The sequence below is a fragment of the Arthrobacter sp. 01N444 genome (genome assembly GCF_056399305.1).
In genome coordinates this window covers 94611-117401 of sequence record NZ_JBFTRB010000009.1, presented here as the reverse complement: position 1 = coordinate 117401, position 22791 = coordinate 94611, and the positions used below count along the sequence as shown (strand labels likewise).

17 protein-coding genes and 1 pseudogene are annotated in these 22791 nt (G+C 67.8%); 4 read left to right on the top strand and 14 right to left on the bottom strand.

What is annotated here, in order from left to right; genetic code table 11:
- The first annotated feature begins 10 nt into the window (after positions 1 to 10).
- Positions 11 to 1537, top strand: a complete 1527-nt coding sequence (locus tag AC1DKN_RS12455) for a xylulokinase (RefSeq protein WP_476871423.1) — start codon at positions 11 to 13, stop codon at positions 1535 to 1537.
- Between the two features lie 163 nt (positions 1538 to 1700).
- On the opposite strand, the gene AC1DKN_RS12450 is transcribed toward AC1DKN_RS12455, so the two are convergent.
- From AC1DKN_RS12450 to AC1DKN_RS12425, 6 genes are all read right to left on the bottom strand, one after another.
- A complete protein-coding gene (locus AC1DKN_RS12450; protein ID WP_476871422.1) occupies positions 1701 to 2537 on the bottom strand; it encodes a hypothetical protein in 837 nt (278 codons plus the stop codon).
- A gap of 217 nt (positions 2538 to 2754) precedes the next feature.
- Complete coding sequence (locus AC1DKN_RS12445; RefSeq protein ID WP_476857605.1) at positions 2755 to 4065, bottom strand: MFS transporter; 1311 nt, start codon at positions 4063 to 4065, stop codon at positions 2755 to 2757.
- Positions 4062 to 5192 (bottom strand): sugar phosphate isomerase/epimerase family protein, encoded by a 1131-nt coding sequence (locus tag AC1DKN_RS12440; RefSeq protein WP_476857604.1) that lies wholly within the window; start codon positions 5190 to 5192, stop codon positions 4062 to 4064. Before AC1DKN_RS12440 ends, AC1DKN_RS12445 begins: the two co-directional genes overlap by 4 nt.
- Before the next feature lie 66 nt (positions 5193 to 5258).
- Positions 5259 to 6749 carry a MocR-like pyridoxine biosynthesis transcription factor PdxR gene (gene pdxR, locus AC1DKN_RS12435; protein WP_476857603.1) on the bottom strand — a complete coding sequence of 497 codons (1491 nt, stop codon included), beginning with the start codon at positions 6747 to 6749 and terminating at the stop codon, positions 5259 to 5261.
- Between the two features lie 151 nt (positions 6750 to 6900).
- A complete protein-coding gene (locus tag AC1DKN_RS12430) occupies positions 6901 to 7602 on the bottom strand; it encodes an SCO1664 family protein (protein ID WP_476871421.1) in 702 nt (233 codons plus the stop codon).
- Positions 7603 to 7645: 43 nt separating this feature from the next.
- Positions 7646 to 8320: an MSMEG_4193 family putative phosphomutase gene (locus tag AC1DKN_RS12425; protein ID WP_476849698.1), complete on the bottom strand. Its 675-nt coding sequence runs from the start codon at positions 8318 to 8320 to the stop codon at positions 7646 to 7648.
- Positions 8321 to 8468: 148 nt separating this feature from the next.
- Between AC1DKN_RS12425 and AC1DKN_RS12420 the strand changes: the two genes are divergently transcribed.
- A complete protein-coding gene (locus AC1DKN_RS12420) occupies positions 8469 to 9857 on the top strand; it encodes a sigma 54-interacting transcriptional regulator (RefSeq protein ID WP_476849697.1) in 1389 nt (462 codons plus the stop codon).
- Positions 9858 to 9882: 25 nt separating this feature from the next.
- Positions 9883 to 11886 (top strand): vWA domain-containing protein, encoded by a 2004-nt coding sequence (locus tag AC1DKN_RS12415; RefSeq protein WP_476871420.1) that lies wholly within the window; start codon positions 9883 to 9885, stop codon positions 11884 to 11886.
- Between the two features lie 69 nt (positions 11887 to 11955).
- Here the strand turns inward: AC1DKN_RS12415 and AC1DKN_RS12410 are convergent, their stop codons facing one another.
- The 4 genes and pseudogenes from AC1DKN_RS12410 to AC1DKN_RS12395 form a co-directional block, all read right to left on the bottom strand.
- Positions 11956 to 13866, bottom strand: coding sequence for an ATP-binding cassette domain-containing protein (locus AC1DKN_RS12410; protein WP_476871452.1), 1911 nt, complete (start codon positions 13864 to 13866; stop codon positions 11956 to 11958).
- Positions 13867 to 14013: 147 nt separating this feature from the next.
- Positions 14014 to 14220: pseudogene (locus AC1DKN_RS12405) on the bottom strand (FHA domain-containing protein); the annotation flags it as partial.
- 11 nt (positions 14221 to 14231) lie between these two features.
- The gene (locus AC1DKN_RS12400) at positions 14232 to 15884 is read right to left on the bottom strand and encodes a serine/threonine-protein kinase (RefSeq protein ID WP_476871419.1); all 1653 of its coding nucleotides are present in this window, start codon (positions 15882 to 15884) and stop codon (positions 14232 to 14234) included.
- A 3-nt stretch (positions 15885 to 15887) separates the two neighbouring features.
- Positions 15888 to 17648 (bottom strand): zinc ribbon domain-containing protein, encoded by a 1761-nt coding sequence (locus tag AC1DKN_RS12395; protein WP_476871418.1) that lies wholly within the window; start codon positions 17646 to 17648, stop codon positions 15888 to 15890.
- A gap of 293 nt (positions 17649 to 17941) precedes the next feature.
- On the opposite strand from AC1DKN_RS12395, the gene AC1DKN_RS12390 reads away from it, so the two are divergent.
- Positions 17942 to 19399: an MFS transporter gene (locus AC1DKN_RS12390; RefSeq protein ID WP_476871417.1), complete on the top strand. Its 1458-nt coding sequence runs from the start codon at positions 17942 to 17944 to the stop codon at positions 19397 to 19399.
- Positions 19400 to 19439: 40 nt separating this feature from the next.
- Here the strand turns inward: AC1DKN_RS12390 and AC1DKN_RS12385 are convergent, their stop codons facing one another.
- From AC1DKN_RS12385 to AC1DKN_RS12370, 4 genes are all read right to left on the bottom strand, one after another.
- Positions 19440 to 20045, bottom strand: coding sequence for a hypothetical protein (locus AC1DKN_RS12385; RefSeq protein ID WP_476871416.1), 606 nt, complete (start codon positions 20043 to 20045; stop codon positions 19440 to 19442).
- Positions 20042 to 20437 (bottom strand): PEP-utilizing enzyme, encoded by a 396-nt coding sequence (locus AC1DKN_RS12380; protein ID WP_476849691.1) that lies wholly within the window; start codon positions 20435 to 20437, stop codon positions 20042 to 20044. Before AC1DKN_RS12380 ends, AC1DKN_RS12385 begins: the two co-directional genes overlap by 4 nt.
- 1 nt (position 20438) lies before the next feature.
- A complete protein-coding gene (locus AC1DKN_RS12375; protein ID WP_476871415.1) occupies positions 20439 to 20852 on the bottom strand; it encodes a hypothetical protein in 414 nt (137 codons plus the stop codon).
- Between the two features lie 206 nt (positions 20853 to 21058).
- A complete protein-coding gene (locus AC1DKN_RS12370) occupies positions 21059 to 22768 on the bottom strand; it encodes a phospholipase C (protein ID WP_476871414.1) in 1710 nt (569 codons plus the stop codon).
- Between the last annotated feature and the right edge of the window lie 23 nt (positions 22769 to 22791).

Below are 22791 nucleotides of genomic sequence, written 5' to 3'. Positions count from 1 at the left end.
GGCTGCTTCCATGAACCTTGTTGCCGGTGTGGACTCCTCCACCCAAAGCTGCAAAGTGGTGATCCTCGAAGCCGGCACCGGCACGCTGGTCCGCGAGGGCCGGGCCGCCCACCCGGACGGAACGGAAGTCCACCCGGATCAGTGGTGGCGGGCCTTGTCAGCGGCGTTCGACGACGCCGGCGGGCTGGCGGACGTCAGCGCGCTCTCGGTGGGGGGACAGCAGCACGGCATGGTGCTGCTGGACCACGCCGGCAACGTGGTGCGCCCGGCGCTGCTGTGGAACGACACCCGATCGGCGTCGGCAGCGGCCGCTCTCACCGACGAAGTGGGGGCGGAGGACTTTGCCCGCAGGACCGGGCTGGTCCCGGTGGCCTCCTTCACCATCACCAAGATCCGCTGGGTCCGGGACCACGAACCGGACCTGGCGGACCGGGTGGCGGCTGTTGCGCTGCCCCACGACTGGCTGACCTGGCGGCTCCGCGGTTACGGCCCGGCAGCAACCAGCCCGCTGGGCCCGGACCTGGACCAGCTCACCACCGACCGCTCCGATGCCAGCGGCACCGGATACTGGAGCCCTTCGGCCGGCGAATACGATGTGGAGCTGTTCAAACTGGCCTTCGGCCGGGACGCCAGGGAAGCCGGCGGGGGTGCCGGGCACCGGGATCCAGGCACCGTGGTTCTGCCGCGGGTGCTGGGCCCCGGCGGCTCCGCCGGGGCGGTTCACCCCGGCTGCTTCGGCTCCGCGACTCAGTTGCCCGGCCAGTCCGGATCAAGCCCGGCCGGACCCGGGCACCGCATTCTCCTCGGTGCCGGCGCCGGAGACAATGCGGCCGCCGCCCTGGGTCTGGGGGCCGAACCCGGGGACGTGGTGGTGTCCGTCGGCACCAGTGGCACGGTGTTCTCGGTGGCGTCCCGTGCCGTCGCCGATCCCAGCGGAACGGTGGCGGGCTTCGCGGACGCCAGCGGAGAATACCTGCCCATCGCCGTCACGCTTAATGCCGCGCGCGTGCTCGGCTCCGTGGCAGGCATCCTGGGCGTGGACTTCGACGAACTTGCGCGACTTGCCCTGGGCGCCGAACCCGGCGCCGGCGGCGTGGTGCTCGTGCCCTACTTCGAAGGTGAGCGCACGCCCAACCTGCCCCACGCCAAGGCCAGCTTCCACGGGCTCAGCATTGCCTCCAGCACCAGGAGCAATCTGGCCCGGGCCGCCATCGAAGGCATGCTCTGCGGACTGTCCGGCGGCCTGGATGCCCTCCGGGCGCAAGGGAGCCCCGCAACACGGCTCCTGCTGATCGGCGGCGCCGTGCAGAACCCCGCGGTGCAGGCCATCGCGGCCCAGGTCTTCGACCTGCCGGTCGTGGTCCCGAGCCCGGGGGAGTACGTGGCCCGGGGTGCTGCCGTCCAGGCAGTCTGGGCCTCCAGCGGCAACCGGCCGGATTGGCCGGTCGCGGTGGACGCCGCACCCGCCCCGGACTTCCACCCGGCCATCAGGCAAAACTACCTGCGGGCGAGCAGTCGCGTTGACCCCGGCAACTGAGCCGGAGCTCGTGAATGCCTTTGCTTCAACGCGGCAACGAAATGCCGGCTGACCGCTGAGAATACGGTGGTCCTCGTCGGATGTGCCAGCCGCCACAACACCGCCGCCCCGACCCCGCCATCCTTAACAGGTTCCTATCGGTCCTTGATCCCTATCATCGCCATTACGGTGCGGGCTGCTCGGCCGATCCCGAATCCGAGGACACCTCGGGCTGCGGGGTCTGTTCGGTTGCGGGGGCAGGCTGCTGGGTCTGTTCGGTTGCGGGGGCGACGTCCGCCGGCGTGGTGTCGCTTGGTGCGCCGGCTCCCGGCACTGCGGTTCCGGCCGAGCCGCTGTCCGTGCCACTGGGGCTACCCTCCGTGGTCAGGCCATCTGTCTTGGTGGCACCTTGCTCGACCTGCCCGGGCACTTGCGCGACTTGCCCGGGTCCTTCCGTCACGTCCTTGGTCGATGCGTCCGTTTTGTCCGGGACAGTCGGAGTGCCACCCAGGGCCGTGCCCAGCGTCGTCGTGGGGCCAGCCGCACCGTCGATGCTCGACGCCGACGAGACCAGGCTGGAGATGGGCTTATTGGTTCCGAATTCGACTGCAGTGACACCGACCATCGCGATCACGAATGCGGCAGCACTGACCGCCCCGATCTTAATCCAGGTCTTTGGGGTGACCTGCCTCTTCAGCCGGTTGGCTTGAGGTTCGTCGCTTTCGGCCGGGGCGCTGGCGGCCAGCACGCCGGCGTCGTCAGCGGGCAGTCCACCCCTGCGTCGCTTTGGGATTTTCGTCATTGCCACGGTGGCGGCCGAGCTGAGTGTCCGGGCATACAGGGCGGCGCCCACCGTGGCAACGATGGAGCCGAGTGCGGCGCCAATAAGCGTCCCGGCAACGCCTAGAAAGGACCCCACCAAGGCAGAGGTCACCGCGGCCAACGCCGAGCCAATAGTCTGGGTGCCACTTAGCCCGAGGAGCTGTTTCGGCTTGTCTTCATTAGCGGAGTCTGCAGGCATCTTCAAACACATTTCAGTCAGATAAATGTTACGAACAGATAACTTTACCCTGCCGGCGGGTGGCCCCCGGCTGCCTCCGTAATAAATTGAGACGCTTCTCACGGTAGATCTTCGGCGCCATCCATGCCTCCGACGGCGGCTCGCCCGCGCTGTCCAGCACCTCACCAAAACGGAAGCGGACGACGGCGGGAAGTCCCCGCCGTCGTCCGGTACACGATCAAACCTCGGCCGCAGCCCGTCGGGCCCGGGCGGCTCGCACGAGCCCGCTGGACACGGCCGCTCCCACGAGGGCGAGCGCCGCGAGCACGAGGAACACGATGTGGTAACCGGCGGCTCCCGGATTTGCGTCGAGGATTGTCCCGTAGACGATGAAAGCGAACATCCCTGGTGCATAACCGACCAGGCATGCGATTCCGAAAGCCGTGCCGCTGGTCTCCTCCGGAATCCCGACCTCGTCCATCGGCGCCCAGAACACACCCCGCATGGTGAAGACGATAAGCGAGAACAGCAGGGTCACGATCATCGCCGGGATCTGGCTGCCGGGATCGGCCGGGAGGAGCAGCAGCACCGCCACCACCGGGATCAGGCACAGGAACGCCAACCGGATGTACCGGCTCGCACCCTTGACCACCTTGTCCGCGAGGACTCCGCCGATCGGGCCACCGATGATTTTCAGGCCGTACTGGTTGATGATGCCGTAGGCGCCGACCAGCGCGACAGGCAGCCCGTACACGTAGGTCAAATACGGGATGAAATAGGTGAGGCCGCAGTACACGACGTACACCATGAACACGGTGAAGCTCACCCACCACAGCTGCGGCTGCTGCGCGGCACGCCAGATTTCGCCGAGGCCGGCCTTCTGCTTCTTCGCCACGGGCTGCTCGCTCGCCTGCTCGCTTGTCTGATTGCTTGGCTGACTGCGAAGCAGCAGGAACAACAGCACGCCGACGACGACGTCAATGATGGCGTAGAAGGCAATGGCCGCACGGAATCCGCCGGTACCCGAACCGAGCAGGACGAAAATTCCCAGCGCGGAGAACGCCACGGCAGTGTCGACGACGCCGCGACCGCCCTCGAGGAGGCCGAAGAGCCGCCCCTGTTCCTTCGAGCCGCCAAGCTGACGGATGCTCTTCAGCAACGCGGGCCAGACCAGGCAGTCCGAGCACACGGCGAGCAGCGCGAACAGGAGCAGGAGCGTGCTGAAGCCGGGGAACGTGCTGAGGAACAGGCCCAGCGCTCCGGTGCCCACGAGTCCGAGCGGGATGAGGATCCGCGTGGAGAAGCGATCGGCGAGGTAGCCGCCGACGATGAAGAGCGCCGTCGCGACCATCGAGTTGACGCTCAGCAGGGTGCCGATCTCAGTGTGGCTGAGGCCCATTGCCTCCTGCATGGGGACGTAGAACGCGTCCTTGAGGTTGGCGAGCTTGTAGATGGTGCCGCCCGCCATGACGAGCAGAGCGAAGCGGATCCACTTGCTCCAGTCGACGCGGTTCGTGGACTTCCCGGGGGTCTGAGTCAATGTGGTCATCGTGCACCTGCCAGGGACTTCGTTGTGTCGAGCTGCGCGACGGCGATGTCGCGCAGCGAGGCGAGCAGCTCCTTCACGTGGGCCACCTGGTGGTCGGCCCAGCCGGGTTCTGCAGCGAGCAGTTCATCCCGGGTCCATCCGTGCGGGATGCCGGTAGTGCTCAGATCGCGGTACGGGATGAACGGGTCCGCGCCTTCGCCGGCGTGGCGGAAGGCGGGAGCGTAGTAAAGATTTTCCTGTTCGAGGGCCAGGGCGATGACCTGAGGCTCGTCCTCGCCGAGTATCAGGAGCTCGAAGAGCATCCGCGCACCGGGCAAGTCGTCCTCAGGGCTTCCCTGCAGGACACCGCGGTGACCGTATCCGTCTCCCTCGGGAAGAACATGGACCCCTTTCAGGTGAACCTGCAGGATGTGCGGCGCGAGCGCGGAGAGGGCATCCATGGGACGCTCGCAGGCATTGATCATGTTCCCGAAATCGAACATGGCGTGCAGGCGCGGATGGGAGACCCGGCGCAGCAACTCGGCGATCTCGGTGGAGCGCAGTTCCTCGTGCTGCTCGAAGGAGAAGTGCAGATCGTGCTCGTCTGCGAGCACGGCGAGCCGGCGCAGGTCCTGCTCGATCAGTGTCATCACCTGCGAGAGCGTGCCCTCGAAGCGCGAGTAGACGCGGATGTGCCGGACGCCGAGGACCCCCGCGATGCGGACTACCTCGTCCACGTCCGCGCGCAGGGTGGTGCTGATTTCGAGGTGGATCCCCAGACCCAGGTGGCGCGCGCGGTCGGCGAACTCGCGAAGCCTGTTCTCGCTCATCCGGCCCAGGCTCCGCTCCTCGCCGTCGAGGAGGTGGATGCAGGCGCCGGCCAGGCCGTGCCGATGCGCGAAGTCGAGCACGTCATCGGGCCCGTACCCGCCGTAGGTCAGGTTGCCAAGGAGGGCGTAGGCGTGGGCGAACAGAGGGGCGCGGTCGATCCGTTCGATCAGGGTCCGGGCCAGCTCGTCGGTCAGGCGGGGCAGGGAGTCGATCTCCTCTTGGTTGAGGCGGGATCTTAGGAGCGCCTTAAATTGGGCGTCGGCAGGGGGCATCGTTGGCTCCTCGGGAGGCGTGTCAGGGGTGGTGGCGAATGTCACTCATCATTTGTACGCCGGTAATGGATCGCAAAAAAGGTCCATTAAGGCCACAGTCGTTAAGTCCATTCAGGAACCTGCGGCGATGCGCTCCCATCGGTCCCACGCGGCGGCCATCCTGCCGACAGCCTGCGGCATGTGCTCCTCCGCGGTGCCGGCGAACCCGATTAGCAGCGCCGGGGGGAGCTGCCGGGTGAGCCGGTACTCGCCGAGGGGGTAGGTGTACACCCGGCCCGCGGCCAGTCCCCTGGCTACCTCGATATCGTCGACCGGTTCACGGAGCCAACCCATGACGTGCAGGCCAGCGTCGACCGGGGCGGCTTCAATCCTGTGGCTCAACTGGTGATCGATTGCTTCGAGCAGGGCGTCCTGACGTGCCGCGTAGAGACGCCGGGTGCGGCGAAGGTGGGCGTGCAGATGCCCTTCCGACAGGAAGTCCGTGAGGGCCATCTGGAGCACCATCGCGGGCGGGCGCCCAATGACCGATGATGCGGATGCGAACGGCTTCACCAGGTCCTCCGGCAGCACGCAGTATCCGAGGCGGATCGACGGCGCGAGCACCTTGCTGAAGGAGCCCACAGTGATCACCTGCCTGCTCAAATCGAGCCCGAACAGGGTGGGGAGGAATTTCCCGCGGTAGCGCAGCTCGCTGTCGCAGTCGTCCTCGACGATCCAGCTCCCGTTCCGTTGCGCCCACGCGATCCACTCCGCCCTTCGCCCCGGGCTCATCGCAATGCCGAGCGGATGCTGCCGCGCGGGGGTCAGACAGGCCAGGCGTGCCGGAGCCGCGTCGTCGTCCGGGAGGACTGCTCCCTCGTCGTCGACTGGGACGCCTCGGACAGGACAGCCCTGGGACTGGAAGGCGAGCCGTCCGGAGATGTGCCCCGGGTCCTCGACGACGACGGGGTCGCCGGCGTCGAGCAGGAGAACCGCCAGCACGTTGAAGGCCTGCTGCGCACCGGAGGTGACGACCACCTGGTCCGCCGTGCACCCCAGGGCTCTCACGTCGTTGACGTATTCCGCGATCGCTTCCCGCAGTGGGCGGTAGCCGTGGGGATCGCTGTACCCGATCGCAAGCGGATCGGTGCGCCCGGCATGGCGCCCCAACAGGCGTTTCCAGGTCGCCGCGGGGAAAGCCGAGGACGCAACCTGGCTGGCAACGAACGATTCGGTCTCGGCGGGCGCCCACGTGTGCGGCGCCTCGCTGAACAGGTCGGTGCCCCGCGAAGAGGTGGCGGCTCCGCGTTCGGACAGCGGCGGCCGGGACATCGGCCGCTGCGGGGCGGCATCGCTCCACAGGGTGTCGACGTATGTGCCGTCACCCGCACGTGAGCGCAGGAAGCCCTCAGCAGTGAGTTGCTCGAACGCAGACACGACAGTGATCCGCGATACTCCCAGCTCGGTGACGAGTGTGCGGGTCGAGGGCAAGCGGGTTCCGCTCGGCATTGAACCCGTCAGGATCTGGGTGCGCAACTGCGCATACAGCTGCTGGTGCAAAGGCTCAGCCGCTGCGCGGTCGAGCTCAAGTCCGGCCAGCAGTCGGCCACCAGCGCTCTTCATCCCGCGAACCGCGGAGCGGATTTCACCATGGCCCCATTTTACGGGCCCGATTCTAGCTGGCCGTCCGTCCGGACGTTGCGCCAGATGGCGGGATCGTTGGACAGGCCGCGGTCCCCGGCGGCATATCCGAGCCACCCGGACGGGCGGGTGCCTAAACGAGCGGCCAGGGGTAGCGCATGCCGGTGCGGTCAACCGGCAGGACCCGGGCGTGCAGCAGGCGCTGGACGCGGCGCTGCAGGGCGGTGACCTCGTCGTCGTCGAGGAGCTCGGCCACCTCGGGAGGAGCGGCCTCGGCGAGCGGGGCGATGTCCTCGAGCAGGGCATCGGGGATAGGTTCGCCGGCGAAGTCCCAGATCACGGTGCGGAGTTTGAAAGCGGCGGAGAAGCACAGTCCGTGGTCGATGCCCCAGACCCGTCCGTCGTCGCCGCGCAGCACGTGCCCGCTCTTGCGGTCGGTGTTGTTGGCGACGTAGTCGAACAGGGCAATCCGCGCCAGGTCGCGGTGCGTCTCTGGGGCGTCCTCGAACAGCGTGAAGTAGTGCTCGCGGAAGTCGCACTCGATGAACCACTGCAGCGACCCGACCCCCAGCGGAGCTTCCTCGCGGATCACGGTCGGCGGCACGAGGCCCCACTCCAGGGACTCGCTGAGCAGGTAGGCGGCGCGTTCTCGCCGGTACAGTCCGGGCTCGAAATCGGACAACGGCCGTTCGCCGGCCTCGGGCTTGTAGACCGCATAGGCTGCGTCGTCCCCGCAGGAGACCTGGGCGAGGAACGTCTCGTTGCTGCTGCGCGGGATGCGTCCGAGCAGCTCGACGCGGCCCTCGGCGAGCAGGGTCAGCTCCCGGCCGGACACCGGCTGTACCGTATCACTGGCGGTCCCACAGTCTGTCCCGAATTCACGGCGTCCTCAGCCCGCTGAGGGGTTCCGACGTCGAATTCACCATGAGCACGGCGGGTCCCTGGCCGTCCACATAGGAGATGGCGGACACCGAGCCAGGGCTGATGACGATCCGCTGGAAGAGGTCCAGGGGCGTGCCCAGGGCGTGGGCGACGGCGGCCTTGATGGGGTCGGCGTGGGAGAAGCACACGACGACGCCGCCGGGGTGGGCTGTGCGCAGCACCTCAAGCGCTCCAACAATCCGCGCCTGCATTTCCGTGAAGCTCTCGCCCTTCGGGAAACGGAAGGTCGATGGGCTGTGCTGGACTGTCTGCCACGCCCGCAAGCGCGCCAGTTCGGCCAGCGAGGCGCCCGTCCACTCGCCGAAGTCGCATTCGAGCAGGCCGGCATCTTGCTTTACGCCCAATCCGGTGCGGGACGCCGCCGGCTCCGCCGTCTCGCGGGTGCGCTCCAGCGGCGAGGAGTAGATGCCGTCGACCCGAAGTCCCGCGAGCCGTTCCGCGACCCGGTCAGCCTGGTCCCGGCCCCGGTCGGACAGATGCAGCCCCGGTGCCCGCCCCGGCAGCAACCTGCCCGTCGTCGGCGTCTCCCCGTGGCGCACGAGAAGCAGGAGCGTGCCCTGCTGCTCGGGTGAGGGCCCGGCAGATGGTTTCGGCGCGGTTGATGCAGTCATCAAGAATCAGCCTAACGCTCACCGCCTGCCCCGTCCCTCGCAGGCTCGGACCGGGGACCCCGGGCGGCTCTCTTGCACCCCGCCCCAATGCGCAGGAATCTGCAAGAATCCCTCGATTCCCCGCACGATAGAGGTCTACGGTGGAGGAGTGAGTGATCGCCCCGATATCTTCACTGTTGGTGAACTGCGTGCCTCCGGCCACGTCCACAAGGACCTGCGCCGCGAAATCCGCGACAACCTGCTCGCCGCGCTCGCCGCCGGCCGGGATCCCTGGCCCGGGATGTTCGGGTTCAGCCGGACCGTCCTGCCCCAGCTCGAGCGGGCCCTGCTCGCCGGGCATGACGTCGTCCTGCTGGGCGAACGGGGCCAGGGCAAGACGCGGCTCCTGCGCACCCTGGCCGGGCTGCTGGACGAGTGGTCGCCGGTGATCGAGGACTCGGAACTGAACGAACACCCGTACGAACCCATCACGGAGCACTCCCGCGCCCAGGCCCTCACCGAGGGGGACCGGCTTCGGGTGGCGTGGCGGCACCGCTCGGAACGGTACGTCGAAAAACTCGCGACGCCGGACACCTCCGTCGCGGACCTGATCGGCGACGTCGACCCGATGCGGGTGGCCGAGGGACGCCGTCTCGGGGACCCGGAAACCATCCACTACGGCCTGGTCCCGCGCTCCAACCGCGGAATCATCGCCATCAACGAGCTGCCCGACCTGGCCGAGCGGATCCAGGTCTCGATGCTCAACGTGATGGAGGAACGCGACATCCAGATCCGCGGCTACGTGCTGCGGCTGCCGCTGGACGTGCTGGTGGTCGCGTCCGCCAACCCGGAGGACTACACGAACCGCGGCCGGATCATCACGCCCCTGCGGGACCGCTTCGGCGCCGAGATCCGCACCCACTACCCGATCGAGCTCGACGACGAGGTCGCCGTCATCCGGCAGGAGGGGCAGCTGGTGGCCGGCGTCCCGCCCGTCATCCTCGAGATCCTGGCCCGCTACACCCGGGCGCTGCGGCAGTCGCCGGCGGTCAACCAGACCTCCGGGGTTTCCGCGCGGTTCGCCATCGCCGGCGCCGAAACCGTTGCCGCGGCGGCCCTGCGCCGGGCCAGCGTGCGCGGCGAAGACGAGGCCGTCGCCCGGATCATCGACCTGGACGCCGCCGTGGACGTCCTCGCCGGGAAGATCGAGTTCGAATCCGGCGAGGAAGGCCGGGAACAGGACGTCCTGGACCACCTCCTGCGCATGGCCACCGCGGAAGCCGTGCGGGCCCACTTCCACGGCCTGGACATGGGCCCGCTCGTGGCCGCGCTCGACGGCCACGCCACGGTCACCACCGGTGAACTGGTCACTGCGCGGGAGTTCCTCCACAACCTGCCGTCCCTCAACGGATCCAGCCTCTACGACGACATCAGTGAGCGCCTGGGCGCGGAAAACGACGGGCAGCGCGCCGCCGCCGTCGAACTTGCACTGGAAGGGCTCTACCTCGCCCGGCGGATCTCCAAGGAGTCCGACGACGAGGAGACGATCTACGGGTAGGCAGCTTTACGGCTAAGGAGGCCTCATGACCGCTCACAACCGGTCCAGGTACGGCCGGTACACGGGAGGACCGGATCCGCTCGCCCCGCCGGTGGACCTGGCGGAGGCGCTGGACGCCGTCGCCGAGGACGTCATGGCCGGCTACTCGCCCCGGCACGCCCTCCGGGAGTTCCTGCGCCGCGGCGGCCGGAACCGGGAAGGCCTCGACGAGCTCGCCGGCCGCGTCCAGCAGCGGCGCAGTGAACTGCTGGGCCGGCACAACCTGGACGGCACCCTCAGCGAAGTCCAGAAGCTGCTTGAGACTGCGGTGCTGGAGGAACGCAAGCAGCTCGCCCGCGACGCGATGATGGACGACACCGACCGCGCCTTCCGGGAGATGCAACTGCAGAACCTGCCGCGCTCCACGGCGGCGGCGGTCAACGAGCTCGCCTCCTATGACTGGCAGTCGAGCACCGCGCGGGAGGCCTACGAGCGGATCAAGGACCTGCTCGGCCGCGAACTCCTGGACCAGCGGTTCGCCGGCATGAAGGAGGCCCTCGAGGGCGCCACCGAGGAGGACCGCGCGGCCGTGGCCGAGATGCTGCAGGACCTCAACGGGCTCCTCGGCAAACACCGCCGCGGTGAGGACACCGACGCGGACTTCCAGGAATTCATGGCCAAGCACGGCCAGTTCTTCCCGGAGAACCCGCAGTCGGTCGAGGAGCTGGTGGACGCGCTCGCCCAGCGCGCGGCCGCCGCCCAGCGGCTCCTGCAATCCATGTCCGCCGAGCAGCGCGAGGAGCTGATGCGGCTCTCCGCCCAGGCGTTCGGCTCGCCCGAGCTTATGGCACAGCTGGGCCAACTCGATTCCAACCTGCAGGCTTTGCGCCCCGGCGAGGACTGGTCCGGCTCCGAACGCTTCGAGGGCGAGGAAGGACTCGGACTCGGCGACGGCACCGGCGTGCTCCAGGACATCGCCGAACTGGACGAGCTGGCCGAACAGCTCTCCCAGGCCTACAGCGGGTCACGCCTCGATGACCTGGACCTGGACGCCCTCGCCCGCCAGCTCGGACAGAATGCTGCCGTGACGGCCCGCACCCTCGCGGAGATCGAACGGGCCATGCAGGACGGCGGTTTCCTCCAGCGCGGCGCTGACGGCGATCTCCGGCTGTCCCCGCAGGCCATGCGGCGGCTCGGCAGGTCGCTGTTGCGGGACACCGCCAAGCAGCTCTCCGGCCGGCAGGGCCGCCGGGACACGCGGGTTGCCGGGGCGGCCGGGGAGCAGACCGGCTCCAGCCGCCAATGGGAGTTCGGCGACGCCGAACCGTGGGACGTCACCCGCACCATCACCAACGCGATCCGCCGCACGATCGCCGACGGCGGTGACCCGGGCCGCGGACTGCGCCTCGCCGTGGGCGACATCGAAGTCACGGAGACGGAGGCGCGCACGCAGGCCGCCGTCGTCCTGCTTGCGGACGTGTCCTTCTCGATGGCCGCCGAGGGACGCTGGGTGCCCATGAAACGCACCGCCCTCGCCCTGCACCACCTCGTCTCAACCCGGTTCCGCGGCGACCGGCTGCAGCTGATCACGTTCGGCCGCTACGCGCAGACCATGGACATTGGCGAGCTCACGGCCCTGCCGGCCCTGCGGGAGCAGGGAACCAACCTGCACCACGGCCTGCTGCTGGCCGGCCGGTTCTTTCGTCAGCACCCGTCGATGCAGCCCGTCCTCCTCGTGGTGACCGACGGCGAACCCACCGCGCACCTGCTGGCCGACGGCGAGTCGTGGTTCTGCTGGCCGCCGGACCCGGAGACCATCCGCGTCACGGTCGCCGAACTGGACCGCCTGGCCCGCGCCGGCACGCAGGCCACGTTCTTCCGGCTCGGCGACGACCCTTCCCTGGAACGTTTCGTCCAGCGGATGGCCCGCCGCATCGACGGCCGCGTGGTGGCGCCCGAGGCCAGAGACCTGGGCGCTGCCGTGGTGGGCGAATACCTCCGCGCCCACTTCCGCGGACGCCCCTACGACGACGCCGACTGGGCCCAATAGATCCGCGGCGACTCTCCACCACTGGCGGGGTAATTGGCCACGCCGTCGGGGTTTGACCGCAGTTCGATCTCACCGCCAAGGTTTTCGGTTGACAGAATGGTGCAACGCCCAATAGGCCAGTGCGAGGAACGCGACGGCCTGAATTCCGAGGAACCCGGTGTCTGTGAGCCATTGTCCGGCTGTCGGGTCGTAGAGCGTGTCCACTTCGGGTGCTGGCGGTTTCTGGAGCCCGACAGTGGCCGCCGCAGCCGCGTAGCCAAAACGTGCAGGGAGCAGCCACGACACCTCCTCAAGTCCGGCGCGGCCTTGGATAGCAAACAGCCCACCGCAAAGGACCAATTGAGCCATCACCAAGGCGACGAGCGCAGGCATGGTTTGTTCAGTCGATGTCGCGGCAGCCGAGATCACCAGCGCGGCGGCGGTCATGGCGACGCCAACCGCTGCCACAGCCACCGCAATCTCCAGGTGCCCATTGCCGAGTACCAAGGCATCGTCCGGTCCCGGCAGACCGAGGAGAGCCATCACGGTGAACAGGATGCACTGGATTGCGACCAAGGCGCCAAGCACCACAAACTTGCCGAGCAGGTAAGCCGTAGGGGAGAGGCCAACGGCCTGTTCCCGCCGGTAGATGGGCCGTTCCGCGACCAGTTCGCGCACCGTGAGGGCTGTTCCCATGAGCGCTGCTCCGACCACGAGGACAATGAGCCGCTGTTGGACCTGATACAGACCCCCCCCGGCCTCCCGCATGGACAGCCCGGCTTCGCCGGGGAAGGCGTGCGCCATCAGGGCGAGCAGCATCGGCATGCCGACAAGGAGGACCACGAAGAGGCGGTCTGCGGCGACGACGGCGGCGTTGCGCCGCATCAGCGTCCACAACTGGCGCAGCGGGGCCGCGCGGGGCGGAGGGGGCGCGTCGCCCACAGGTACGGGCACGTTGGCTGAAGCGGTCCTTCCTATGTACGCGTCACGAGCAGGCGATTGGGCGTATTTGCCCACCCACGTCGGGTCCTCGAGTGCCGCAAACGCCGCAGGGTAGTTGTCCACACCGAAGAATGGGAGTACTTCCGCCGGTGGTCCGAAGAACGCCACGCGTCCGCCGCGGGCGAGGACCAGCACACGGTCGCATTCGTCCAGGGCGAGGACGCTGTGGGTGACTACCAGCACGACGCGGCCGGCGTCGGCGAGTGAGCGCAGGCTGCCCATGACCTGCTTGTCCAGGCCGGGGTCGAGCCCGGAGGTAGGCTCGTCCAAAAAGAGCAGCTGGGGCGCTGTGAGCAGCTCGAGGGCGATCGAGGTCCGCTTTCGTTGCCCCCCGGAGAGGGAATCGATGCGCTGGTCGATTTGGTTGGTCAGATCGACCTCGGCGACGACTTGATTGACCCGTTCGTCGCGCTCTGCGGAGCTAGTGTCTGGGGGCAGTCGCAATTGAGCTGCGAAATGGAGCGCGCGGCGGACGGTGAGTTGCCGGTGGAGGATGTCCTCCTGGGGAACCAAGCCCACCAGGAACCGGAGCTGGGCGTACTCGGCGTAGAGGTCCCGCCCGTTCCAGCTGACGTGCCCGCGAGTGGCCGGGCGCAGCCCGGTAAGGGCGCCCAGGAGGGTGGATTTGCCAGCGCCGGAAGGCCCTATGACCGCCACGAGCGTCCCGGCCGGGACGGTGATGGACACATCGTCCATCAGGTGGGCGCCGGTCTTGGTGGTGACCTCCAGGTGCCGGGCGCTGAACGCGGGACGTTGCGGTGGCGGCATGGCCGCGGTGGCGCCGTCCCAGAGTAAAGTGCTCGATCCGATACCGATGAGGTCACCGATTGAGAGCAGGGCGTCACCGTGGACGCGTTCTCCGTTGAGGAATGTTCCATTGAAGCTGCCGGCGTCGCGCAGGACGGCGGCTTCGCCGACCTCGACCACGGCGTGACTCCGGGACGCGAGGGGGTCATCCACCACAACGTCGCACGAGTGCGACCGCCCGAGAGTGAGCACGCGTGGCCTCACCGGCTGTCCGGGCGGGTGGGGCCTGAGGAGCACCTCGGGTCCGTCCATAGCGCCAAGACGGAGCCGAAGCCCGCCGGTGAGTAGCGGCACCGGGCCGTCCAGCACCCGGTCCGACTCCATGTCCCAGGTGCCGTTGCGGCTTGCCTGATCTGCCGCCCACCATCTGCCCTCGCTGTGCCAAAGCCGGACGTGTTCGCGGCTGACACGATCGTCATCGATAGAAACATCGGCGCCAGCATCCCGACCAACCTGAACTGTCTGCTGCGGCGGAAAGCTCCACTCGCGGCCATTTGCGCGCACGTAAAGCGCAGTTCCGTCCGGGGGTGGCAATTGGTCCGGCATGGCGACCTTCCTTACTTCGTCCGGCGTAGAGAACCGACGACGTGATCGAAAGTTTCCGTGCGCTGCTCGAACAGCGACGAGGGGGCGAAAAAGACCAGGAGTTGGACCGGATCGGTCTCAACGACGAAGACCCGGACCTGCAGCGTGACGGCGGATGAGAGGGGAATCGTCCCCTCCATGGCCTGCCCCTTAACCTCCCCGACGGTAGCTGGCCCGCGGTCCACCAGATGTGCGTCCCGGCCCGGCAGGAGCGCTTCCGCCGTGCGGACGCGGGCGGTCGGGGATTGATTGGTCAGCCCGGCGGGCCGGTGGTAGATGGCGAGTCCGGCGACTTTCTCCGGGTCACTGGCCGTTCGGGCCGCCGCAGCCGGAGCGTCCGGCTCGTCGGCGAAAAGCGCGGTCAGGTCCGCGTCCGAGAGCACACTGACGGTGCTGTCGCCCGCTTCGTGAGTTCGGGCGGTCCAGCTCTGCGGGACATCGAGGGTGTACGGGACGCCATCCGCGCGAAAGGTTACGTACTTTTCTCCAGACAGCATCGGCGGGAGCAGCGCGCCGGCGAGGATGGCGAGGATTAGGAGGAGGAGGAGCGCCCCGCCTAGCACAGCCAGCCGCGCGGCCCGGCCCGGCCGCCGATCAGCGCGCCTACCCCGGGACCCGGTGGATCGTCCGCCCAAGTGGGCATTCCCGCCCGCGCGGGCGAGGGTCCCTGCTTCCACCGGGGCGCCGCCGACGTTGTCCTTGCCGGGTTTAGTGGCGCGGGGCGGGACCGCGTGTTTCCCCGCGCCTCGGGGCTGCGCTGGAACAACCTTGCCAGGCGGGCCGCCGGACATCATGGTAACGAGCGCGCCGCATGTTGGAGGCCGGTCCTCGGGTTGTTTCGCCATGCCTTTGACGATGGCAGCCTCCATTGCAGGAGGGACCTCCGGCCGTTCCAAGGTGAGGCGCGGCGGCTCCTCGGTCATGTGTGCCCACAGTTGGGCCGAGTCGTCGTCATGGTCGAACGGCGGGTGGCCTGCGAACAGCGTGTAGGCCACGCACGCCAGCGCGTACACATCGGCCCGACTATCGATGGTCCCGCCGCGGATCTGCTCGGGTGCGACGTAGTCCAAGGTGCCGAGGAAATGACCGGCCGTCGTCACGCCCGTGGCGGAGGTGGTGCGCTTTGTGAGACCGAAGTCCGTGAGGTAGACGAGCCGATGGCCGTTTGCCGGGTCGTCAGAGAGCAGTATGTTGCCGGGCTTGACGTCCCGGTGGACAAGGCCCGCGCCGTGCGCGGCGTCCAGGGCCGCGGCCGTGTGGGAAAGAATGCCCAAGGCCTCGGTCAGCGGGAGAGGGCCGCGTGCGTCAAGTTCTGCCTTGAGATCAGTGCCGTGCACAAAGCGCATGGCGATGTAGAGCAGTCCCGACCATTCCCCGGCAGCGTAGATCGGCAAGATGTTGGGGTGGTCCACCGAGGCGGCGAGCCGGGACTCACGGACAAACCGCTGGCGGAACTTCTCGTTGGCTGCAAGTTCCGGGGCCAGGAGCTTGAGTGCGACGGGTCGGCCGAGCTGCACGTCCAGCGCCCGGTACACGACTCCCATGCCGCCGCGGGCGACCAGGGACTGGATCTGATAACCCGCGAATTCTGCCCCGGGATAGAGGTAATCCTGAACGGGCTCCACGGTTCACCCGACCGGGTAACCGCAGCTGGAGCAGAACCGCGCTCCGGGGCGCACTGATCTGCCGCACTGGGAACAAAACGTCCTGCCCTGTCTCTCCGCGGCGCGGGGTGCCAGCGGTCCGGCCGTGCGGGTTTCGCCACCATCTGGGCCCGTATTTACGTCCCCGGTCGCCCCCGAAGCCGGCTGACCTCGCCCGCCAGATGCCGGAGATTGCGACGGAGGAGAACTCTTGTGCCCGGCTGCTTCGGTCCGCACGGGGCCCGTCCCGCCGTGTCCGGCCTGCTGCCGCAGGACCTGATCTTCATCAGCCCGCGCAGCCCGGGTCATTGCGGTCTGGCTCTCGCCGGTTTGGGGTTTCAGAGGGGCAACAGGCCTCCCTTCGGCACCCTTTGAGCTTGAACGGTCTACGGGGCGAGGCGGGGCCCCGCCGACGCCCCGAGCGGCTGACGCCCTGCCGCGACGCAGGACCAGGACGGCCAGGATTCCGGCCAGGAGCAGGAATCCGGCGAAGCCGGGCAGGAGGGCAGCCTGCAGGGGGCCGTCCTTGCCAGCGTCTGCGGCGGCGGTCGCCTGGTCTCCCATCGGGTGCTCGCTACTCATTTTTCGGGCCTGCTCAAGATAACTTGTCGCCAAGGCGGAATCGAAGTAGGTCAAGGACTCTTCGAGTGCGCTCTCGGCCGATCCGCCCATGCCCGATGAGAGGTGATCGATGCCCCGCCGGAATACGGCATCGAACTTCGATGGGGAGGCCTCAACGCCCGCCGCGGCCATCGCTGCTTGAATGGACGCGGCCGGCACCAGAGTGCCCTGGCCGTCTGGCTGGCGGGGCCCCATCAGGCCGAGGACCTGGCCGGTTGCCCCGTCCAGCACGGGGCCGCCGGACACGCCGGCGTCGAGTGGCCCGGCAAGGTCCTGACTAGAGCGGATTCGGCCCGCGGCGGTGTCCACCGCCACCGGAAACTGCGCCGGTCCCGCCTTAGGGCTCGGATCCTCGGTGAAGCCGACCAGTACGGGATTCGCACCTGGTGCTGCGGCCGGCGCGGCCAGCGTGGCTGTCGGCGCGCCACCGCCGCCACTGATCCTGAGCAACGCGATGTCCTTGGGCCCGGTCGGGTGGTTGAGCAGCTCGGCCAGGACGGTCGCAGGCTCCGCCGTGTAAGTGTGCACTCGGTACTGGGGGACGCGAAAGACGATACAGTGCTCCACCTGGTCGTAGCAGTGCTGCAGGTGCGCCGCCCAGTATCGATCAGGCGTCGAGCCTCGCCGCAGCGGATTCCCGCCGTTTCCAACGATCGGCACTCCGATCACTTTGGCGAAGAGCTCGTTCGCGCTGTATGCGGCCACAGCGCCCTCGTCGACGGCAAGATTCTCCCAAGTGGTCGCCACAATCCCGTCTGCTGAAACGACCACGCCGGTAGCGGAACCGAGCGGCACTGTGGACCGGCCACGGGAGATCACTACCTCGCCTGTGCTGTGGTCAATATGGGCGATCTCCGCGATGGCAAGGAGGTCGATTCGCACGAGAGCAGCCTTGGACCCCTCGGCATCGCTCTTCAATGTGGCAGATGGAGTAGGCATAGGACTGGCCGCCGATGTCAGCGTCAGTGCAGCGGCGACGCCGACGAGAAAGACCAGGAAGCCGGAAATGCGCCTGTGCATCATCCAAAGCTTTGCCATGAACAGATACATGACGACGGCCATGCCCGTGTCGCGAGACGTGAGGCGGGAACAGAAGACGGTGGCGGCAATTCGCTTTTGGTTCATGGCGGATCCTCTGGTCGAATATGAGACCGTCACGCGGATACGCCTGTGGGTTTGATCAGCCCGTCCCCCGCCATAATGCTAAGCCTTCTGATCATTTGTGTCATCGGAGTTCTTCGGAATAGTTCACAGATCAGGAAGCCGCGGTGGAACGCCATTTGAAGGGACAAGCCGGTCAATCTCCCGTCTGCCCGGGCTGCAAGATCCTGGACCGGGACTAATTTGTCGAACGGGGAAGTTATGTTGTCGGGGCCGTAACCGGTTCACGCACCGCGCTTCGGGCGCCGATGGGAGTGATGCACGTGACCACCATGCCTGCCGAGGGAGTCGGTTTCCGCTCCAAACGCGGACCCGTCCTCATCGCCCTGATGCTCTCCACCGGCCTGGTGGCGATCGACGCGACCGTGGTGGCGACAGCCGTGCCCGCGATCGTGCACGACATAGGCGGGTTCACGTCGTTCCCGTGGCTGTTCTCCGCCTATCTGCTGGCGCAGGCCGTGTCCGTCCCGGTCTACGCGAAGCTCTCGGACACCATCGGCCGCAAGCCGATCATGCTGATCGGAATCGGCCTGTTCCTGCTCGGCTCGATCCTGTGCGGAGTCGCCTGGAGCATGCCGGTCCTCATCGCGTTCCGCGTAGTGCAGGGCCTGGGCGCCGGCGCGGTCCAGCCGATGGCCATCACCATCGCCGGCGATATCTACACCCTCGCCGAGCGGGCAAAGGTGCAGGGCTACCTGGCGAGCGTGTGGGCTGTCTCCTCGGTGGTGGGCCCGACGCTCGGGGGAGTGTTTGCCTCGCTCGGGATCTGGCGCGGCATTTTCCTCGTGAACATCCCGCTGTGCCTGGTGGCCGGCTGGATGCTGGTCCGGTCCTTCCACGAGAACATCGAGCCCGTAAAGCACCGGGTCGACTATCTCGGCGCGGGGCTGCTCACGGTCTCGCTCACCCTCCTCATTCTCGGGGCCCTCGAGGGCGGCCAGGCCTGGGCCTGGGACTCCGCCATCAGCGACGCAGTGTTCGCCGGCGGTGCCCTCTTGTTCGTCGCGTTCCTCTTCGTCGAACGGAGGGCGGCGGAGCCGGTCCTGCCGCCGTGGGTGGTATCCCGGCGGCTGCTGGCGACGACGGCGATGGTTGCCTTCGGTGTCGGAGCGGTCATGCTGGGCATCACTTCGTACGTTCCGACGTTCCTCGTGGGAGCCCTCTCGACCTCCCCGATCGTGGCCGGGCTCGCCCTGGCGGCGCTGACCATCGGCTGGCCCATCAGTGCGTCCCAATCGGGGCGCCTGTATCTGCGCATCGGGTTCCGGAACACTGCCCTGATCGGCATCACGGTCACCGTCATCGGCACGGCGGTCCTGGCCGTCACCGCCTCCGTTCCCAACGTTGCGCTCGTCGCCGTCAGCTGCTTCATCGTCGGGCTCGGACTCGGGCTGGTCGCGACCCCGACCCTGATCGCCGCCCAGACGAGCGTCGAATGGAACGAGCGTGGCGTGGTCACTGGCACCAACCTTTTCGCCCGGTCGATCGGCAGCTCCATCGGCGTCGCCGTCTTCGGCGCGATAGCGAACGCTGTCTACGCCGGCACCCCGCACGGCGACACGGATCCCCACACCATCGTGGCGGCCTCATCCGCCGTGTTCCTGGCCGTCATGATCGCCGCCGTCCTCACCGTCATCGCCGTGCTCGGCATGCCCGCCACCAAACCCGTCAACCAGGTCCAAGCCGCCGCGCGCGGGTCATCCAGCAGTGGATGACCGCGGTTCCGCTGTCACTTTTGGGGTCTTGCTGGGGCGTTCATCGCCGGATGCCGAGGGTGGCGATGAGATCTTCGTGTAATTCGAACCAGATGCGGTGGAAGGAGTCGCGGTCTGTGGCGGTGAGCCACGCCGGCTCCGTGGCTGCGTTTTCCACTGCCAGCTCGAGGCGTTCCGCGTATCCGCTGAACCGCGGCAACACAGCGGTCAGGCGGACTTCCAGATCGCTGAAGGACGCCAACGCCTGGGTGAAGGTTTGCTGTGTCGGCTCGTCGATCCCATCGTTGGACTGACTTCCCTCGGCGAGCCAGCGGAGTTGGAGTTTGCTGCAGGCGGCCACGACTCCTGCGTTCAGGGGTGCAAACTTCGCGTGCACGGCGGTGACTGCTGCCTGGCCGCCCACGCTGTCCAGCTCCTCGGCAAGGAGCCGTTCGTTTTCAGTCCTGCCGGCCACGGTCAGGGACCAGCCCCGGTTTCCGCCGAATGAGGAGCGCGACGCCCACCCGTTCGCGCCGGCGTCAATGAGGAGCCGTTCGACGTCGTGCGGATCCTGGCCAAACCGGGCGGCAACTGACTCAGTGTCAGCGAAGCCGAGCAGCCTCAGGGCGTGGAGGGTGAGCAGCATGGATGGCTGCTGCGGGCTCATGGACCCGCTCCGGGACCTGCTGGTTTCGCGTGGACGGTTCCGTGGGTTCCGTCGACCACGAGCGTCGTTCCGTCCGTGATGCGGGTCAGCGCGCCGGTTACCCCCAGAACGGCGGGGATGCCCTGTTCGCGGGCCACGATGGCGGCGTGCGAGAGCATCCCGCCCGTTTCTGTGATGACGGCAGCGGCGATCCCGAACAGTGGCGTCCAGGCGGGGTCAGTGGTGCGGCAGACCAAAACGTCGCCGGGGGCCACCGCGGAGAATTCGTCGACGCTGTGAACTGTCCGGGCCGTCCCGCAGGCGGTGCCCGGGCTGGCGCCGATGCCGGTGAGAACCGCGCCGGCGGGATCGCGGCCTTCCCTTCCGGCACTGGCCTGAGGAGTGAATTCCACGTCAGCCCACCAAACCCGTCTCGGGCCTGCCGGACAGCCGATCCAGTCTCTGCTGCGCGGCCTGCGCCGAGCGGAGACCAAGGCTCTGGGCAATCTGGGGCCAGGTCAGCCCCTCGGCCCGCGCCAGGAACAGGAGTGCCGTTTCCAGGCCATCCATCTCTGCCCGCGCGGCTGACACAAGGGTGAGGGCGGCCCGCACATCCAGCCCATCCACGGCCTCCCCGCGGCCGGTCCCGTTGGCCCGCCACAAAACGTGCTGGATCAGGTCACTCGCCGAAGGGGGCTGCCGCTCACCGAGCCAGGGCCGGGGCGGGAGTTCGGCGGCGCCCCGGTCCAGCAACATCCGCGTGGCCTGGCCTTGGCGCTGAGCCTCCGCAGCGTCGCCGCCCGGACGGGTCCCGTCGGTCTCGTTCATTCCAGACTCCATTTTCCCGTCGGCTCGGCACCCCTCGACACCACCAGCTTCTGGCATCAACATCCTGTTGTCAACAAACTGTTGATGCTTCGGGGGGAGGACGAGTCGTTGAGGCGGCGCGGACAGGAACGCCACCCGGCTGTTGGCCGGGTGGCGTTCCAAGGGGGTGTTTTGCCGGCGGTCCATGACCGGGCTGTTGCAGGTGTTTACTTTCCGGAGTTGTTGTGGGAGTTGTTGTTGCCGTGTTCGGTGGAGGCGACGGCGCCGGTCTGTTCGTTGAGCAGGACCTGGTCGTTGCGCTGTCTGCCGAAGTTGAACATGGCGTTCACCGACCCGGCGGTGGCGTCGGCGGAGGCGTCGCCGATCCGGCCGGTGTGCCAGTTGTCCTCGATGAAGCGCAGGATCGAGGCCTGGTCGGTCTGGGTGTGGTCCACAAAGTTCTTCTTCGCGTAGGGGGAAATGACTACCAGCGGCTGGCGCGGGCCGGGGCCGCAGCGGTCAGCGTAGCCGCCGGCCATCGGGACGCCGCTGGCTGCGGCGTGCTGGCACCAGGCGTCGTCGTCGGCGGTGTTGGAGGAGTTCTTTGCCTTGGCGGCGACGTGGTCGTACCAGCCGTCCGAGTCGTCGTAGGCAAGCACCACGGCAGTGTTGTCCCAGTTCCGGGATTTCTGGATCTGGTTCACGGTACTGGTGATGAAGTTCTGCTCGTCGATCGGGTCAGAGTAGGCGGCGTGGCCGTCCTGGAACATTCCCGCTTTCAGAAACGACACGGCGGGCATGTTGTCGGTGTTGACCACCTTGTTGAACGCGGTGAGGTCGTACTGGTGGTTCGCCTGTCCGTTGTGGCCGATTTCCGCGTCGGACGCCGGTGCCAGGTGGTGCGGGTTGGCGGTGGAGGCGTAGTACTGGAACGGCTGGTGGTGAGGGGAGTAGTCAACCACGCTGGCGCCGGCGGCGTTCGTGTGGCTGGACAGGCACGACGCCGGGGAGTCCGCGGTCGCGGCGGTGGTCGGCGTGAAACCGCCCTGGAACCAGCCCCAGGACGTGCCCTTGGCGTTGAGCAGGTCGCCGATGTTCCTGCCGCTCATGCCGGCCAGGTTGCCGGTTTTGGCGTGGCTGCTGTTCGAGCAGTCGTCGTGGACCGGGTCCGGGTCGTTGATGACGGTGCCGACGCCGTTCGCATCCGGCAGGCTGACGGCACTGCTGCCGGCCGCCGGGGTGGCCACAGGTTGTCCTGCGGCGGTGTATTCGGTGGCCCCGTGGGTCTGGCCGGATACCAGATTCAGCGCCCCGGGTGTGGAGGGTCCGAAGACAGTGCTGAAGTGGTTGTCGCTCATGGCGTAGTTCTGGGCGTAGTTCCAGATGCCGGTGACGGTGTTGCCGTCGTAGTAGTCCATGGTGAGGCCGGGGCGGCCGTACTGGTGGGTGCCGCAGGCGTCGCGGCTGGTGAACTCGACGAACTTGTCCATCGCCCCGCCGTTGTATGCCTTCTGCTCGGCGGTGTATCCGTGGTCCTGGTCGCAGGTGACGGCCTGCGCCGGCGAGAGCCGGGCAGGCTGCGCCGAGTTGGGGTTGTTCGGTGCCAGAAGGCCGGCGGTGGCCACAGTGCTGATGTCCTTGGGGGTGTTTTTGGCGGCGGTGAAGGAGGCCGTCGCGGTGCCGGTGCCCTGCTGGGTTTCACCCGGGAGATTGGCGGCCTTGGGGTAGGTGGCGAAGTAGTGGTCGAAGGAAACGTTCTCCTGGAAGATCACCACCACGTGCTTGATTGGCGTCGCGGTACCGTTGTGGTTTTCACCGGCGGAGGCCGGACCTGCGCCGATACCGAACATTCCGGCTGTCAGTGCCGAGGCGGCCAGGGCTGCCGCGCCCGTGGCGGCGACCCGCTTCCGGGTGAATCGTTGTGCTGGATGAGGCATGGGGGTAGCCAATCGTTGGTGTT